Source organism: Actinomycetospora aeridis (assembly GCF_037400275.1).
In the GTDB taxonomy this organism is placed as follows: domain Bacteria; phylum Actinomycetota; class Actinomycetes; order Mycobacteriales; family Pseudonocardiaceae; genus Actinomycetospora; species Actinomycetospora aeridis.
Window position 1 is genome coordinate 65,976 of the sequence record NZ_JBBEGL010000009.1, and the last position, 13,696, is coordinate 79,671.

At 75.0% G+C, this 13,696-nt stretch carries 14 protein-coding genes; 4 read left to right on the forward strand and 10 right to left on the reverse strand.

The features are described from left to right. Positions 1-88: 88 nt before the first annotated feature. On the reverse strand, positions 89-739 hold the full coding sequence (locus tag WCD41_RS26085; protein WP_337718038.1) for a TetR/AcrR family transcriptional regulator: 651 nt from the start codon (positions 737-739) through the stop codon (positions 89-91). 112 nt (positions 740-851) lie between these two features. On the opposite strand from WCD41_RS26085, the gene WCD41_RS26090 reads away from it, so the two are divergent. Together WCD41_RS26090 and WCD41_RS26095 are read left to right on the forward strand one after the other, a co-directional pair. Continuing rightward, on the forward strand, positions 852-1,316 hold the full coding sequence (locus tag WCD41_RS26090; protein ID WP_337718040.1) for a nitroreductase/quinone reductase family protein: 465 nt from the start codon (positions 852-854) through the stop codon (positions 1,314-1,316). Positions 1,317-1,441: 125 nt separating this feature from the next. Continuing rightward, positions 1,442-2,665: a saccharopine dehydrogenase family protein gene (locus tag WCD41_RS26095; protein ID WP_337718043.1), complete on the forward strand. Its 1,224-nt coding sequence runs from the start codon at positions 1,442-1,444 to the stop codon at positions 2,663-2,665. Here WCD41_RS26095 and WCD41_RS26100 read toward each other — a convergent pair. From WCD41_RS26100 to map, 5 genes are read right to left on the reverse strand one after another with little or no spacing between them, the layout of a single operon-like run. Next, entirely contained in the window at positions 2,644-4,170 is a 1,527-nt protein-coding gene (locus WCD41_RS26100) for a cobyric acid synthase (RefSeq protein WP_337718045.1), read from the reverse strand. The genes WCD41_RS26095 and WCD41_RS26100 overlap by 22 nt on opposite strands. Then, positions 4,167-4,742, reverse strand: coding sequence for a pyridoxamine 5'-phosphate oxidase family protein (locus WCD41_RS26105; RefSeq protein WP_337718047.1), 576 nt, complete (start codon positions 4,740-4,742; stop codon positions 4,167-4,169). Before WCD41_RS26105 ends, WCD41_RS26100 begins: the two co-directional genes overlap by 4 nt. Positions 4,743-4,755: 13 nt before the next feature. Then, positions 4,756-5,229: a hypothetical protein gene (locus tag WCD41_RS26110; RefSeq protein ID WP_337718049.1), complete on the reverse strand. Its 474-nt coding sequence runs from the start codon at positions 5,227-5,229 to the stop codon at positions 4,756-4,758. Between the two features lie 23 nt (positions 5,230-5,252). Beyond that, on the reverse strand, positions 5,253-6,263 hold the full coding sequence (locus tag WCD41_RS26115; RefSeq protein ID WP_337718051.1) for a dihydrofolate reductase family protein: 1,011 nt from the start codon (positions 6,261-6,263) through the stop codon (positions 5,253-5,255). A gap of 22 nt (positions 6,264-6,285) precedes the next feature. After that, positions 6,286-7,143: a type I methionyl aminopeptidase gene (gene map / locus WCD41_RS26120; RefSeq protein WP_337718054.1), complete on the reverse strand. Its 858-nt coding sequence runs from the start codon at positions 7,141-7,143 to the stop codon at positions 6,286-6,288. Positions 7,144-7,482: 339 nt separating this feature from the next. Here map and WCD41_RS26125 point away from each other — a divergent pair, with 339 nt between their 5' ends. Together WCD41_RS26125 and WCD41_RS26130 are read left to right on the forward strand one after the other, a co-directional pair. Next, a complete protein-coding gene (locus WCD41_RS26125) occupies positions 7,483-8,424 on the forward strand; it encodes a hypothetical protein (RefSeq protein WP_337718056.1) in 942 nt (313 codons plus the stop codon). Positions 8,425-8,513: 89 nt separating this feature from the next. Further along, positions 8,514-8,981, forward strand: a complete 468-nt coding sequence (locus WCD41_RS26130) for a L,D-transpeptidase (RefSeq protein WP_337718210.1) — start codon at positions 8,514-8,516, stop codon at positions 8,979-8,981. Between the two features lie 116 nt (positions 8,982-9,097). On the opposite strand, the gene WCD41_RS26135 is transcribed toward WCD41_RS26130, so the two are convergent. The 4 genes from WCD41_RS26135 to ispG form a co-directional block, all read right to left on the reverse strand. Continuing rightward, positions 9,098-9,478 (reverse strand): DUF3054 domain-containing protein, encoded by a 381-nt coding sequence (locus WCD41_RS26135; protein WP_337718058.1) that lies wholly within the window; start codon positions 9,476-9,478, stop codon positions 9,098-9,100. Next, complete coding sequence (locus WCD41_RS26140) at positions 9,475-10,308, reverse strand: GNAT family N-acetyltransferase (RefSeq protein WP_337718060.1); 834 nt, start codon at positions 10,306-10,308, stop codon at positions 9,475-9,477. The genes WCD41_RS26135 and WCD41_RS26140 overlap by 4 nt, the downstream gene beginning before the upstream one ends. Positions 10,309-10,371: 63 nt before the next feature. Further along, the gene (locus WCD41_RS26145; RefSeq protein ID WP_337718062.1) at positions 10,372-12,375 is read right to left on the reverse strand and encodes a prolyl oligopeptidase family serine peptidase; all 2,004 of its coding nucleotides are present in this window, start codon (positions 12,373-12,375) and stop codon (positions 10,372-10,374) included. Between the two features lie 86 nt (positions 12,376-12,461). Beyond that, entirely contained in the window at positions 12,462-13,625 is a 1,164-nt protein-coding gene (ispG, locus tag WCD41_RS26150; RefSeq protein ID WP_337718064.1) for a flavodoxin-dependent (E)-4-hydroxy-3-methylbut-2-enyl-diphosphate synthase, read from the reverse strand. Between the last annotated feature and the right edge of the window lie 71 nt (positions 13,626-13,696).

A 13,696-nucleotide genomic window follows, 5' to 3' on the forward strand; every position in this document is an offset into this window, starting at 1 on the left:
TCGACGTCGTTGACCTCGTTACCGTCGGGCGCCACGCGCACCGCGTCAAGCGCCCGGACGGCGTCAGATCTTGGCGGTGTGAACCCGTTCAGTCGAGCCCCACGGACGTCGCCGCGGCGTCGGCGACGGCGTCGAAGTAGGCGTCGCGGTCGTCGACGACGTTCTCGTACTGCCCGAACAGCTCGAAGCCGACGGTGCCGTAGAGCTGGGTCCACGCCATGATCGCCGGCACCGCGAGGGCGGGCGGCACGCCGGGCAGGAGGTCCGCGCGCAGGACGTCGGGCCAGGGCGACTCCTGCCCGCCGGCGTCGCCGTGCTCCCCGACGATCCCGGCGAGCACGAGGCCGACGCGCCCCGCGGCCGGGATCGTCTCGGCGGGCGCGGCGTAGCCGGGCACGGGCGAGCCGTAGATCAGCGCGTACTCCGCCGGGTGCTCCCGCGCCCAGTCCCGCACGGCGCGCCACACCGCCCGCCACTGCTCGCGCGGCGGCCCCCCGGCGTCGCGCGCGGCCTCGGCCCGCTCCCCCACGGCGTCGTAGGCCTCGACGATGAGACGGGTCAGCAGCTCGTCGCGGCTCGCGACGTAGCGGTAGACCGCCGAAGACACCATGCCGACCTCGCGCGCCACCGAGCGCAGCGAGAGCGCCGCCGCGCCCTGCTCGGCGAGCTGGCGGCGCGCCTCGTCGAGGATCGCGCGGGTGGTCTCGGCGCGCGCCCGTGCGCGGACTCCGGGAGGCATGGGGGCATCCTGCCACGGAAATGAGAGCACTGCTCTTGACGCATCCCGTCGGCGGGAGAACACTCGGCATTGCGAGAGCACCGCTCTCGTCACGAACCCCGAGGAGCACCCCATGACCGCCAGCACCCACTACCAGACCCCCGGAGCGATCACGCGCCGCGTGATGAACCCGATCGTCGCCGGCCTGACCCGCCTCGGCCTCCCCCTGGCCGGCTCCGCCGTCCTCGGGGTCCGCGGGCGCACGAGCGGCGAGGTGCGCACGACGCCGGTCAACCCGCTCACGATCGAGGGGCGTCGCTACCTCGTCGCGGCGCGCGGGCACACGCAGTGGGTGCGCAACCTGCGGGTGGCGGGCGAGGCCGAGCTGACGGTCGGCCGCCGCACCGAGACCGTGCACGCGGTCGAGCTGGCCTGCCCGGAGAAGATCGCCGAGAAGGTGCCGGTCCTGCGCGCCTACCTGCGCGCCTGGGCGTGGGAGGTCGGCGCGTTCTTCGAGGGCGTCGGCGCCGACGCGTCCGACGAGGAGATCGCCGCGATCGCCGACCGCCACCCGGTCTTTGCGATCACGCCGGGGTGACCCCCGCACCGCGTCCGCCCGGCGACGGTTACTGGCTGGTATCCCTCGCCTGGCGAGAGATACCAGCCAGTAACCACCCGACACCGTGACCTGCCCGCCGCCCGGCCCGCGGCTATCGTGCGCGCATGTCCGGAGATCGTGAGCACGAGCTGGTCCTGTTCGGCGCGACGAGCTTCGTCGGGGAGCTGACGGCCGCCTACCTGGCCCGGCACGCCCCGGCGGGCACGCGGATCGCGCTGGCCGGACGCTCGCGCGAGCGCCTGGAGAAGGTCCGCGACCGGCTGCCCGCCCCCGGCTCCGACTGGCCCCTCGTCGTCGCGGACTCGAGCGACACCGAGGCCCTCGCGCGGATGGCCGCGTCCACCGACGCGCTCGTGACCACGGTCGGCCCCTACGCCAAGTACGGCCTGCCGGTGGTCGAGGCGTGCGCCACGGCCGGCACCCACTACGCCGACCTCACCGGCGAGGTCCAGTTCGCCCGCGAGGCCATCGACCGCTACGACGATGCCGCCCGCGCGAGCGGCGCCCGGATCGTGCACTCCTGCGGGTACGACTCGATCCCCTCGGACCTCGCGGTCCTCCTGCTGCACAGCCGCGTCCAGGCCGACGGCGAGGGCGAGCTCACCGACGTCACCGCGATCGTCCGGGTCCGCGGCGGCGTCTCCGGGGGCACGATCGACTCGATGAAGGGGCTCGCCGACGGCGCGCGCGCCGACCGGTCGCTGTTCAGGCTCATGCGCGACCCGTTCGGCCTCTCCCCCGAGCGCGACGCCGAGCCCGACACCCGCCAGCCCAGCGACAACCCGGCGCCGCACCGGGTCGAGGGCCGCTGGGTGGCGCCGTTCGTCATGGCGTCGTACAACACCCGCATCGTGCGGCGGTCCAACGCGATCGCGGGCTACGCCTACGGCAAGGGCCTGCGCTACGGCGAGGTGATGGGGGCCGGGAGCGGCCCGGTCGGCGCCGTCACGGCCGGCGCGATCACCGCGGGGCTCGGCGGGCTGCTGGCCGGGCTGTCGACCCCGGGCGTGCGCCAGGTCCTCGACCGCGTGCTGCCCAAGCCCGGCGAGGGCCCGAGCGAGAAGACCCGGGAGAACGGGTGGTTCCGCCACGACATCGAAGCGACGACCACCACCGGCGCCCGCTACACCGCGCGCGTCTCGGGCTCGGGCGACCCGGGCTACGCCGCCACCGCGGTGATGCTCGGCGAGAGCGGCTTGTGCCTGGCCCTCGACGGCGAGCGCCTGCCCGCACGGACCGGCTCGCTCACCCCCGCCACGGCCATGGGCCCGGCGCTCGTCGAGCGGCTGCGGACCGCCGGGCACGTCTACGACGTCGCGCGCGCCTGAACCGTCGGTAGCCCGGCCGGCGCGCCGTCGGTGATCAGGCGTTCCAGGGCGTCGGTGTCGAGGTTCTTCTCGACGAGGTCGCCGAGCAGGTCCAGCTGGGCCGCGCGGACCGCGGCGTAGGAGGTGTCGGGCGCCGGGACGAAGTCCCGCCCGGCGGCCGCGGCGGCCCGGGCGAGCAGGCGCCGGCGCAGGGCGTCGTTCTCGAGCAGGCCGTGGGCGTGGGTGCCGAGCACGTGCCCGGCGTCGACGCCCTCGGGCGTCCCGTCGGCGAGGGTCACCAGGGGTGGGCCGGCACCGCGCAGCTCCCGCCCGTGGTGGATCTCGTAGCACGAGACCGGCTCGCCGAGCGCCGTGCCGGTCGGGGTGCCGAGGTGCTTGGCGACGTCGAAGGTCACCTCGACGTCGAGCAGCCCGAGGCCGTCGACCGTGCCGGGCGCGGCCTCGACGCCGTGCGGGTCGTGGATGCGCCGGCCCAGCATTTGGTAGCCGCCGCAGACCCCGAGCACCGGGCGGCCCGCCGCGGCGTGGGCGACGACGGCGTCGGCCAGGCCCGTGGCGCGCAGCCACGCGAGGTCCGCGACGGTGGTCTTCGAGCCGGGCAGCACGACGAGGTCGGCGTCGGCCAGGCGGGAGGGCTCGGTCACCCAGCGCACGGCCACGCCGGGCTCGCTCGACAGCGCGTCGACGTCGGTGCCGTTGGAGACCCGCGGCAGCCGGACGACCGCGACGCGCAGCCAGTCCCGCCCGCGCGGGGGCGCCGGGCGCCCGACGACGCCGTCGGCGACGTGCCCGAGCGAGTCCTCGGCGTCGATCCACAGCTCGGGGCTCCACGGCAGCACCCCGAGCGTCGGCCGCCCGGTCAGGGCCCGCAGCTGGTCGAGACCGGGGGCGAGCAGGGCGGGGTCGCCGCGGAACTTGTTGACGATCCAGCCGGCGACCAGCGCCTGGTCGGCGGGCTCGAGGACGGCGAGGGTGCCGAAGAGGTGCGCGAGCACGCCGCCCCGGTCGATGTCACCGACGACGACCACGGGCAGGTCGGCAGCCCGGGCCAGGCCCATGTTGGCGATGTCGGTGGCCCGCAGGTTGATCTCCGCGGGAGAGCCGGCGCCCTCGCAGATCACGACGTCGTGGTCGCCGCGCAGGTCGGCGAGGGTCTCCGTGACCACCTCGAGCAGCGCCGCCTTGCGCTCCCGGTAGCTCGCCGCCGACACCGTCCCGTCGACGACGCCGCGCACCACCACCTGCGAGCTGCGGTCGGTCCCCGGCTTGAGCAGCACCGGGTTGAACCGCACGCTCGGGGCGAGCCCGCACGCCGCCGCCTGCAGCGCCTGCGCCCGCCCGATCTCCCCGCCGTCGCGGGTGACGACGCTGTTGTTGGACATGTTCTGCGCCTTGAACGGCGCGACATCGACGCCCCGGCGGTGCAGCCAGCGGCAGATCCCGGCGACGAGGACGCTCTTGCCGGCGTCCGATGTGGTGCCGGCGACGAGCAGCGCGCCCCTCACCACTCCGGGAGTCCTGCCAGTCCCGGCAGGCCGTCGAGCGAGTGCTCGTTCTTCTCGGCGCGGTAGTTCCGCAGCCACTCCGGGCTGCGGCGCTCGGCCCACGAGTCCAGCAGCTCACGGTCGCCCTCGAGCTCCATGCGCGGCACGGCGTAGCCGCAGGCGTCGGCGACCCGGGTGACGTCGACGGTGACGACGCCGCGCGCCTCGGTGCGCCGGGACGCCAGGCCCATGACGAACGGGGCGAGCGCGTCGTCGAACCCCGGCTCGCCGTGGGTCACGACCCGACCGCGGCCGTGGAGGCGCACGACGTTCGGCGTGCCGTCGAACGAGCAGAACATCACGCAGACCCGCCCGTTCTCGCGCAGGTGGGCGATCGTCTCGATGCCGCTCGCGGTCATGTCGACGTAGGCGAAGGTGTGGTCGTCGAGCACGCCGAACGTGCCGCGCAGGCCCTTCGGCGAGACGTTGACCAGCCCGTCGCCGGACAGCGGCGCGGTGCCGACGAAGAACACCGGCTGTTCGCCGATCCACCGGGCCAGGCGGGGCTCGATGCGCTCGTAGACCTTCGCCACGTCCGGCAGTCTTTCAGGTGACGCCCAGCTCGACATCCAGCAGCACGCCGCGGTCGTGGGTGTCGTCGACCGCCTTCGGGACCGCCGAGAGGTCCCGCGCGGTCAGCGCCACCCTCCGCTCCCCCGGCGTGTCCTCGCGCACGGTCTCGGTGAGCAGCCGGACGCGGTGGATGCGCCCGGTCGTCTCGAGCCCGTCGAGGGGGTCGACCACCAGCTCGCCGCGCAGCCGCACGGGCCCGTCCACGCGGTGCGGGGCGTCCCACGCCGCACGGAAGCCGTCGCCGACCAGCTCCACGGCGTGCCCGTCCCGGGGGACGGCGTGGGCCTCGACGACGTCGGACCAGCCAGCGGGTCGCGGGAGCCGGTCGGCGCCCGCGGCGTGCTCGACGAATCGCAGCCGCCAGGTACGGACCTGGCGGATCGACGCGAGCGGGCAGGCGCGGGCCTTGATCACCGCAGCGGGCAGCAGGATCGGCAGGGAGCGCACGGATCCACGATGAACGACAGCACTCAGCGGTGCCGGTTGGGCCGCCGCGCGAGGTCCTCGAACCCGGGGCACTCGACGACCTCGACGCCCGCCCCCTCGAGCCGGGCGGCCCCCGACGGTGTCCCGACGAACAGCGGCGGCTCCCGCCACGCCATGACGACCCGCCCGATACCCGCGTCGAGGATGTGCTGGGCGCAGGTGACGGGCCGCGACGCCCGCTGCCCGCACGGCTCGAGCGAGGTGTAGATCGTGGCGCCGGGCAGGCGCGGGTCGGCGCGGTCGACGTCGCGCAGGGCGACCTCCTCGGCGTGGTCGAGGACGTCGTCGCGGCGGCTGTGCCCGGTCGCGAGCACGGTGCCGTCGGCGGCGACGACCACGCAGCCCACCGAGAACGCCGACGGCGACGGCGGGCAGCGCTCGGCCAGCGAGCAGGCCTCCGCGAGCCAGCGGGCGTCGGCGTCGCCGAAGCGGTAGCGCAGCAGGACGTCGGGGCCGACCGGGCGGGCCTCGAGCAGGTGCGCGTCCGCGGGCGTGCCGGTGAAGCGCGGGCCGTCGCCGACGAGGCGCGGCGCCACGGCGAGCTGCAGCTCGTCGACCACCCCGGCGGCGAGGAAGGCGCGGTGCACCGCCGCGCCGCCCTCGACCATGAGCCGCACGACGCCGTGGCTCGCGAGGTGGTCGAGCACCTCGTGCGGGGTGCCGGCGAGCACGGTGGTGTCGGCGAGGTCGCGGCCCTCGGTGAGTATGCGCGCGCCGGGGTCGACGGCGTGCGCGGAGAGCACCACCCGCAGCGGCGAGGGCCCGAGCCCGCGCGCGACCCGGTCGGCCCGGCGCTGCGGCGAGCGCACGAGCAGGCGCGGGTCGTCGGCGCGCACGGTGCCCGCGCCGACGAGGATCGCGTCCACCCCGGCGCGCTCGGCGTCGACACGGTCGAGGTCGGCGGGGCCGGACAGCACGAGCCGGTGCGGCGAGGCGTCGTCGAGGAACCCGTCGATCGACACCGCCGCCGACGCGAGCACGTGCGGGCGCTTCATCGGCTCACGGTCGGCACAGCGCTCACGGCAGGGTCAGGATCTCGCTGCCGGTGTCGGTGACGAGGATCGTGTGCTCGAACTGGGCGGTGTGCGACTTGTCCTTCGTCGTCACCGTCCACCCGTCGTCCCAGACGTCGTGGTCGATCGCCCCGCGCGTGATCATCGGCTCGATCGTGAACGTCATGCCGGGCTCGAGCATCTCGTGGCGCGTCGGGTCGTCGTAGTGGACGACGACCAGCCCGGAATGGAACGCCCGGCCGATGCCGTGGCCGGTGAAGTCGCGCACGACGCCGTAGCCGAAGCGGTTGGCGTACGACTCGATGACACGGCCGACGACGTTGAGCTCCCGCCCCGGCTTGACGGCCCTGATCGCCCGCATCGTCGCCTCGTGGGTGCGCTCGACGAGCAGGCGGTCCTCCTCGTCGACCTCGCCGGCGAGGAAGGTCGCGTTGGTGTCGCCGTGCACGCCGCCGATGAAGGCGGTGACGTCGATGTTCACGATGTCCCCGTCCTCGATCACCGTCGAGTCGGGGATGCCGTGGCAGATGACCTCGTTGAGGGACACGCAGCACGACTTCGGGAAGCCCCGGTACTCGAGCGTCGACGGGTAGGCGTCGTGGTCGAGCAGGAACTCGTGCACCGTGCGGTCGACGTCGTCGGTGGTGGCGCCGGGCTTCACGGCCTCGCCGCCCGCCGCGAGGGCCTGAGCGCCGATCCTCCCGGCGACCCGCATGGCCTCGATGATCTCCGGCGTCTGCACCCAGGGGTCGGTGCTGCGCGTGGGAGCGGGCTTGCCCACGTACTCGGGGCGGGGGATGTGCGGCGGCACCGGGCGCAGCGGCGTCTGCACCCCGGGCCGCAGCGGAGCGCGAACCGGCATGGCCCCAGCGTAGGCGCCCGGACGGGCGCCGCGGTCGCCCGACCGGGACCACCGCCGTGACCCGCCCCTCGCCCGCTGTCCGCCACGCGAAACGGGTGGCCGGTCGTGGCGGGGACGCGCGGAGCCTGGTCAGGGCCCTCCGCGACCGTGAGCAGCGGCGACACGAGCCAGTCCGCGAAACGGTTCGTACACGATGTGGTGAGACCCTCCGTCGCGCTCTGGCGACACTGAGTGATGCCACTTCATCCTCGTCCCGCACCATTCCCGCATTTCTCTGACGATCTTCCGAGGGGGGAACCCGTGGACCGGAGAATCACCGCGGCCGTCCTTTCCACGTGCGTGGCCGGGGCGATCGCGTTCGTCGCTCCCGCGGCGTACGCGGGCGACGTGCCACCGCCGATCGCGGGGCCCGCGGGCCCCGCCGGTCCAACCGGTCCCGCCGGTCCGCCCGGTCCGGCCGGCCCGGCGGGGCTGGCGGGGCCGATGGGTCCGGCCGGACCCCAGGGTCCCGCCGGCGAGCAGGGTGAGCAGGGCCTCCAGGGCGAGCAGGGGCTCCCGGGCGAACAGGGTCTGCCGGGCGAGCAAGGTGAGCAGGGGCTGCCGGGTGAGCAGGGCGAGCAGGGCCTCCCGGGTGAGCAGGGCGAGCAGGGCCTCCCCGGCGAGCAGGGCCAGCCGGGCATCCAGGGGCCGCAGGGTCTGCCCGCGGCCGCGGGTCAGGCCGGAGCCAGCAGCAACGTCTCGGGCGGGACCGGCAGCGAGGCCAGCAGCCAGGCGAACGCGGGGGCCAACGGCGGCGCCGGGGGCGGCACGAACACCGGCGCGAACGGCAGCGCGTCCGCCGACGCCGATGCCGACGCCGGGGCGGGCAGCAATGCCGTTGCCGACGGGGACGCCGAGGGCAGCACCACCATCAACATCGAGGTGACGCCCCCGGACGACGAGGACGACGAGGCCGACGAGGCCGTGGCCGGCGGGAGCGCCGAAGCCTCCTCCGGGACCGGCGCGACCACGGGCGGCGGCGCCTCGAGCAGCGCGGACGCGGGCACGACCACCGGCGGCGGCACTGGCGGGACGGTCGGCACCGGCGCCGGGACCAGCACGAGCTCCGGCGCGAACGCCTCGTCCGGAGCGACCACCGGGGCCGGCGGCACCGTCGGCGGGACCGTCGGCGCGACCAACGACGCGACCGGCACCGCGACAGGGAACGCCGGCAGCACCGTCGGCACCGGCGGCGGCGCCAGCAACGTCGGCGTGGGGGTCGACGCCCCCGCTCCCAACTGATCAGCACGGACTTCAGCACGACCCCGGGCGGCCGCCGTCGCGGTCGCCCGGGGACCTCGACCGTCGGTCATGGATCGGGAGCGCCCGTGATGCTGCACCAGTCGGTGAAGGCCCTGCCGGTGGCGACCCTCTGGGTCGTGGCCTTCCTGCTGATCGGCGGAGCGACCGCCGGTGCCGCCGGCCCCGCCGCGGCCGCCCCGGCGGAGGCGCCGTGCGCAGCGCCGGCGAGGGCGTGCGTCGACCTCTCGGACCAGCGGGCCTGGCTGCTCGACGGCCGGGGCGGGGTGCTCCGCGGTCCGGTGCCGATCACCTCGGGCATCCTCTCCCAGCCGACGCCCGCCGGGGAGTTCCGCGTGACGCGCAAGGCGAGGGAGCACACCAGTTCCATCACGGGCACCCCGATGCCCTATTCCGTGTTCTTCGACCACCGCGGACGCGCATTCCACGCCGGAAGTCTGCAACGCCCGTCGTTGGGCTGCATCCATCTCTCCGACGATGACGCGGCCGCATTCTTCGATTCCCTGCAGATCGGCGACCCGGTCGAGATTCAGCCGTGAGTGGCGGACGGACATCACACACCGTCACCGAGCTGGCCGCGAGACGAAGACGCCGTCCGGGCAGCTGACGGACACACGGCCGCCCGGGGCAGGCCTGGCCGGGAAGCGAGCCGCGGTCAGCGGCGACGGGCGCGCACGAGGCGGGCGATCCCCCGCCAGCCGAGGACGAGCACGCCGAGGGAGACCGTCGCGACGATCGCGAACGACAGCGGCAGGCGGCCGGTGGACGCCGCCCGCAGCGCGAGGCCGACGACCGCGGCCCCCGCCCAGACCGCGAGCCCCGAACGCCAGGCCAGCGGGTCACGCCACGTCCGCGCGGCGAGCGTGCCGACAGCCGCTCCCACGAGGAACGGCGCGGCCGTGACGAGGGTGCCGGTGAGGTCCTCGGCGTGACTGGTCCGCCCGAGCGCGGCGAACACCACGACGGCGACGGCGTCGAGCGCCAGCCACCCCGCGCGACGGCGGGTCGGCGTCGTCGTCGGTGTCGTCGGTGTCAAAAGAGCACCGTCGCGAACGACCCGACCTGCTCGAACCCGATGCGCTCGTACGCCCGTCGGGCCGGGGTGTTGAACGCGTTGACGTAGAGGCTCGCGACGCGCCGGGCCCGCACGAGGTGGGCGACGACGGCCGCCGTGCCGGACTGCCCGAGGCCCCGGCCGCGCCAGGCGGGGTGCACCCACACGCCCTGGATCTGGCCGACACGCGAGGACAGCGCACCGATCTCGGCCTTGAACACGACCTCGCCCTGCTCGAAGCGCACGAACGCGCGCCCGGCACCGATCAGCTCCGCCACCCGGGCCCGGTAGCCGGCGCCGCCGTCGCCGAGGCGGGGGTCGACGCCGACCTCCTCGAGGAACATCGCGATCGCCGCCGGCAGGTAGCGCTCCAGCTCGTCGGGGCGGGTCTGGCGCACGGCGGGGTCGGGCGTGATCAGCGGCGTCGTCGCGGTGGCCATCAGGGGCTGGTCGGCCCGGACCTCCCGCGCCGCGTCCCAGTGCTCCGAGAGCTCGTCCCACAGGGGCAGCACGAGCTCGCGGCGACCGACCAGCGAGGAGCAGTTGCGACGCTGGCGACGGGCACGCTCGGCGAAGTGGCGCACCTCGGTGCGCTCGCCGCGCAGCGGCACGAGGTTGGCGCCCGAGAAGCACAGACCGTCGAGACGTCCCCCGACGCCCCACAGCTCACCGCCGAGGCGCCAGGGTTCGACGCCGACGGTCTCGACCCGCGAGGCGACCATGCACGTGGCGACGGGATCGGCGTCGAGGGCGCTCCGCACCTTCGACCGGTCCCGGTCGTCGAGCAGCCGCGCACCGGCGGTACGGAGCACCCGTCCAGCCTGCCACGTCCGGGGACGGAACTCCCAGCGGAGTCCGCCCGGACCACCCGTGTCCTACACGAGCGCCGGCCGTTCCCACGGGCGGCCCAGCACGTGGTGGTCGAGGAACGCCCACACGGTGCGGTACCAGAGCTTGGCGTCGCCGGGCTGGAGCACCCAGTGGTTCTCGTCGGGGAAGTACAGGAACTGGGACTCGACCCCGTGGCGCTGCAGGTCGTACCAGAGCCGCAGGCCCTCCGAGATGGGCACGCGGTAGTCCTTGTCGCCGTGGATCACCAGCGTCGGCGTGGTGATCGAGCGGGCGTGCCGGTGCGGCGAGTGCGCGTCGTAGCGCTCGCGCTCGTCGAGCGGGTCGCCCCACTCGCGGCGCCAGTGGAACGACGCGTCGGTGGTGCCGACGAAGCCGTCGAGGTGCCAGATGCTGGCGTGGGTCACGATCGCGGCGAACCGGTCGGTGTGCCCGGCGATCCAGTTGGCCATGTAGCCGCCGAACGAGCCGCCCATGGCCGCCGTGCGCGTCGCGTCGATGTCGTCGCGGGCCAGCGTGGCGTCGGTCGCGGTCATGAGGTCGGTGTAGGGCAGCTCGCCCCACGCGCCGGCGGCGGCGTCGAGGAACTCCTGGCCGTAGCCGGTGGACAGGCGCGGGTCGGGCAGGAGCACCGCCCAGCCGCGCGCCGCCATCAGCCACGGGTTCCAGCGCCACGACCACGCGTTCCAGCTCGACAGCGGCCCGCCGTGGATCCACAGCATCAGCGGCGCCGGGGAGGCGGCCGACGCGCCGCCGGGCAGTACGAGCCAGGAGCGCAGCGCGGTGCCGTCCGCCGCGGTGGCGTGGACCTCGGTGAGCGTGCCGGGCAACGGGTCGATCACCGTGACCCCGCGCAGCACGACCGGCTCCTGGTCGGCACGGGCGGGGTCGAGGCGCACGGGCGTGGGCGGCGCGTCGACCGCCGAGCGCAGCGCGTAGAGCGCGCTCCCGTCGGTGGCGGCGGCGACGTCGGAGTAGGTGCCGGTCGCGGTCAGGCGGGTCACGGCGCCGTCGGTGATCGACACCCGCAGCACCGGCCCGTGCCCCGCCTCGTCGACGAGGACGTAGACGACGTCGCCGCCGGGCGCCCCGATGACGCCCTTGACCTGCCGGGCGCCCTCGGGCAGCACGTCGATCTCGCGCCCGTCCTCGAGCGACCGGGCCCGCAGCGTGTGCGCCATGCCGCGCCCCGGGCGGGGGTGGCGCTCGCGCACCCAGAGCAGCCAGCGGCCGTCGGGCGTGATCACCGGGACCTCGTGGTCGGCGCCGGGCTCGTCGCCGACGACGAGCACGCCGTCCTCCGTGCGCAGCTCGAGGCGACGGCGCCACGACGCGGGGTCGGCCGGGTCGGGGACCTCGACGACCACCGCGACCGTGCGCCCGTCCGGGCTGATCGCGCTGCCCCCGAGCCGCTCCCGGTCGCCCGGAGCGACGTGCTCGGGCTCGCCGTAGCCGGCGGCGGGATCGGCGGGGTCCGGGGGCGCGCAGCGCTGGAGGTGGGCGCGGCCCGGCCCGAGGTCGTGGTCCCAGAAGCGCACGGGGAAGTGGGTGTGCAGCCGCGCCGACACCCCGGCGCTCTCGCGGGCCTCGCGCTGCTCCTCGGCGTCGCCGACGACCGGCTTCGGGGTGACGAGGGCGAGGGTGCCGGCGTCACGGGCGACCGCGAAGCCGCTGACGCCGCCGGGGCGCTCGACCACGGGGCGGGCCTCGCCGCCGGCCGCGGGCAGCAACCACAGCCCGGCGCGCTCCTCGCTCGGCTTCTCGGCGGCGGGGTCGGCGCGGCGCGAGGTGAACAGCAGGTCGCCGTCGGGGGTGAACGCCGCCGACGACTCGCCCGTCGACGACCGCGTGAGGCGCCGCGGCGCGCGATCACCGGCCGGGTCGAGCTCCCACAGCGACGTGCCGTACTTCTTCCCGTCCGCCGAGAGCTCGGACACCGTCGTGACGAGCCGCGACCCGTCCGGCGAGAGGGCGAGACCCGCGCAGCGGCGGGTGGCGGCGAAGGCGTCGAGATCGTCGAACGTGCTCACGTTCCCATCCGATCACGAGCGCTCGGCGAGCGCCGACGGAGTGGAGCCACGGACACTCATCGTCTGCGGCGCCACTCCGCTGACACCTAGCCGACGGTGACGGTGGGGGCGCCGCCGGCCTGGCCGCCCGAGAGCTCGCCCTCGCCGGCCTCGTCGGCCAGGCGCATGGCCTCCTCGATGAGGGTCTCGACGATCTGGGCCTCGGGCACCGTCTTGATGACCTCGCCCTTGACGAAGATCTGGCCCTTGCCGTTGCCGGACGCCACGCCCAGGTCGGCGTCGCGGGCCTCGCCGGGCCCGTTGACGACACAGCCCATGACGGCCACCCGCAGCGGCACCTCCATGCCCTCGAGCCCCGCGGTGACCTCGTCGGCGAGCTTGTAGACGTCGACCTGCGCGCGCCCGCAGGACGGGCAGGAGACGATCTCGAGCTTGCGGGGACGGAGGTTCATCGACTCCAGGATCGAGAGCCCGACGCGGACCTCCTCGATCGGCGGCGCCGAGAGCGAGACGCGGATGGTGTCGCCGATGCCCTTCGCGAGCAGCGCGCCGAACGCCGTCGCGCTCTTGATCGTGCCCTGGAACGTCGGGCCGGCCTCGGTGACGCCGAGGTGCAGCGGGTAGTCGCACCGCTCGGCGAGCAGCTCGTAGGCGCGCACCATCGTCACCGGGTCGTGGTGCTTCACCGAGATCTTGATGTCGTGGAAGTCGTGCTCGGCGAAGAGCGAGGCCTCCCACAGCGCCGACTCGACCAGCGCCTCGGGCGTGGCCTTGCCGTACTTGGCGAAGATGCCGGGCTCGAGCGAGCCGGCGTTGACCCCGATGCGGATCGGGGTGCCGGCGTCCTTGGCGGCCTTCGCGATCTCGCCGACCTTGTCGTCGAACTTCTTGATGTTGCCGGGGTTGACGCGCACCGCGGCGCACCCGGCGTCGATCGCGGCGAACACGTACTTCGGCTGGAAGTGGATGTCGGCGATCACCGGGATCCCCGACTTCTTCGCGATCGCCGGCAGCGCCTCGGCGTCGTCGGCGGACGGGCACGCCACGCGCACGATGTCGCAGCCCGCCGCGGTGAGCTCGGCGATCTGCTGCAGGGTGGCGTTGACGTCGGCGGTCAGGGTGGTGGTCATCGACTGCACCGACACCCGGTGGTCGCTGCCGACACCGACCCCGCCGACGTCCAGCTGGCGGGTCTGGCGGCGCGGGGCGAGCACGGGCAGGGCTTCGGGCAGGCCGAGGTCGACGGTCATCTCTCTCCTCGACGAAGTGGACCAGTCACCGTCCAGTCTCCCCCAGAACCACCGACCCCGCCGGTGGCGAG

Excerpts from the sequence above, each read along its gene's own strand:
- WCD41_RS26085 (WP_337718038.1), bottom strand. The coding sequence starts at position 739 with ATGCCTCCCGGAGTCCGCGCACGGGCGCGCGCCGAGACCACCCGCGCG.
- WCD41_RS26090 (WP_337718040.1), top strand. The coding sequence starts at position 852 with ATGACCGCCAGCACCCACTACCAGACCCCCGGAGCGATCACGCGCCGC.
- WCD41_RS26095 (WP_337718043.1), top strand. The coding sequence starts at position 1,442 with ATGTCCGGAGATCGTGAGCACGAGCTGGTCCTGTTCGGCGCGACGAGC.
- WCD41_RS26115 (WP_337718051.1), bottom strand. The coding sequence starts at position 6,263 with ATGAAGCGCCCGCACGTGCTCGCGTCGGCGGCGGTGTCGATCGACGGG.
- map (WP_337718054.1), bottom strand. The coding sequence starts at position 7,143 with ATGCCGGTTCGCGCTCCGCTGCGGCCCGGGGTGCAGACGCCGCTGCGC.
- WCD41_RS26130 (WP_337718210.1), top strand. The coding sequence starts at position 8,514 with ATGCTGCACCAGTCGGTGAAGGCCCTGCCGGTGGCGACCCTCTGGGTC.
- ispG (WP_337718064.1), bottom strand. The coding sequence starts at position 13,625 with ATGACCGTCGACCTCGGCCTGCCCGAAGCCCTGCCCGTGCTCGCCCCG.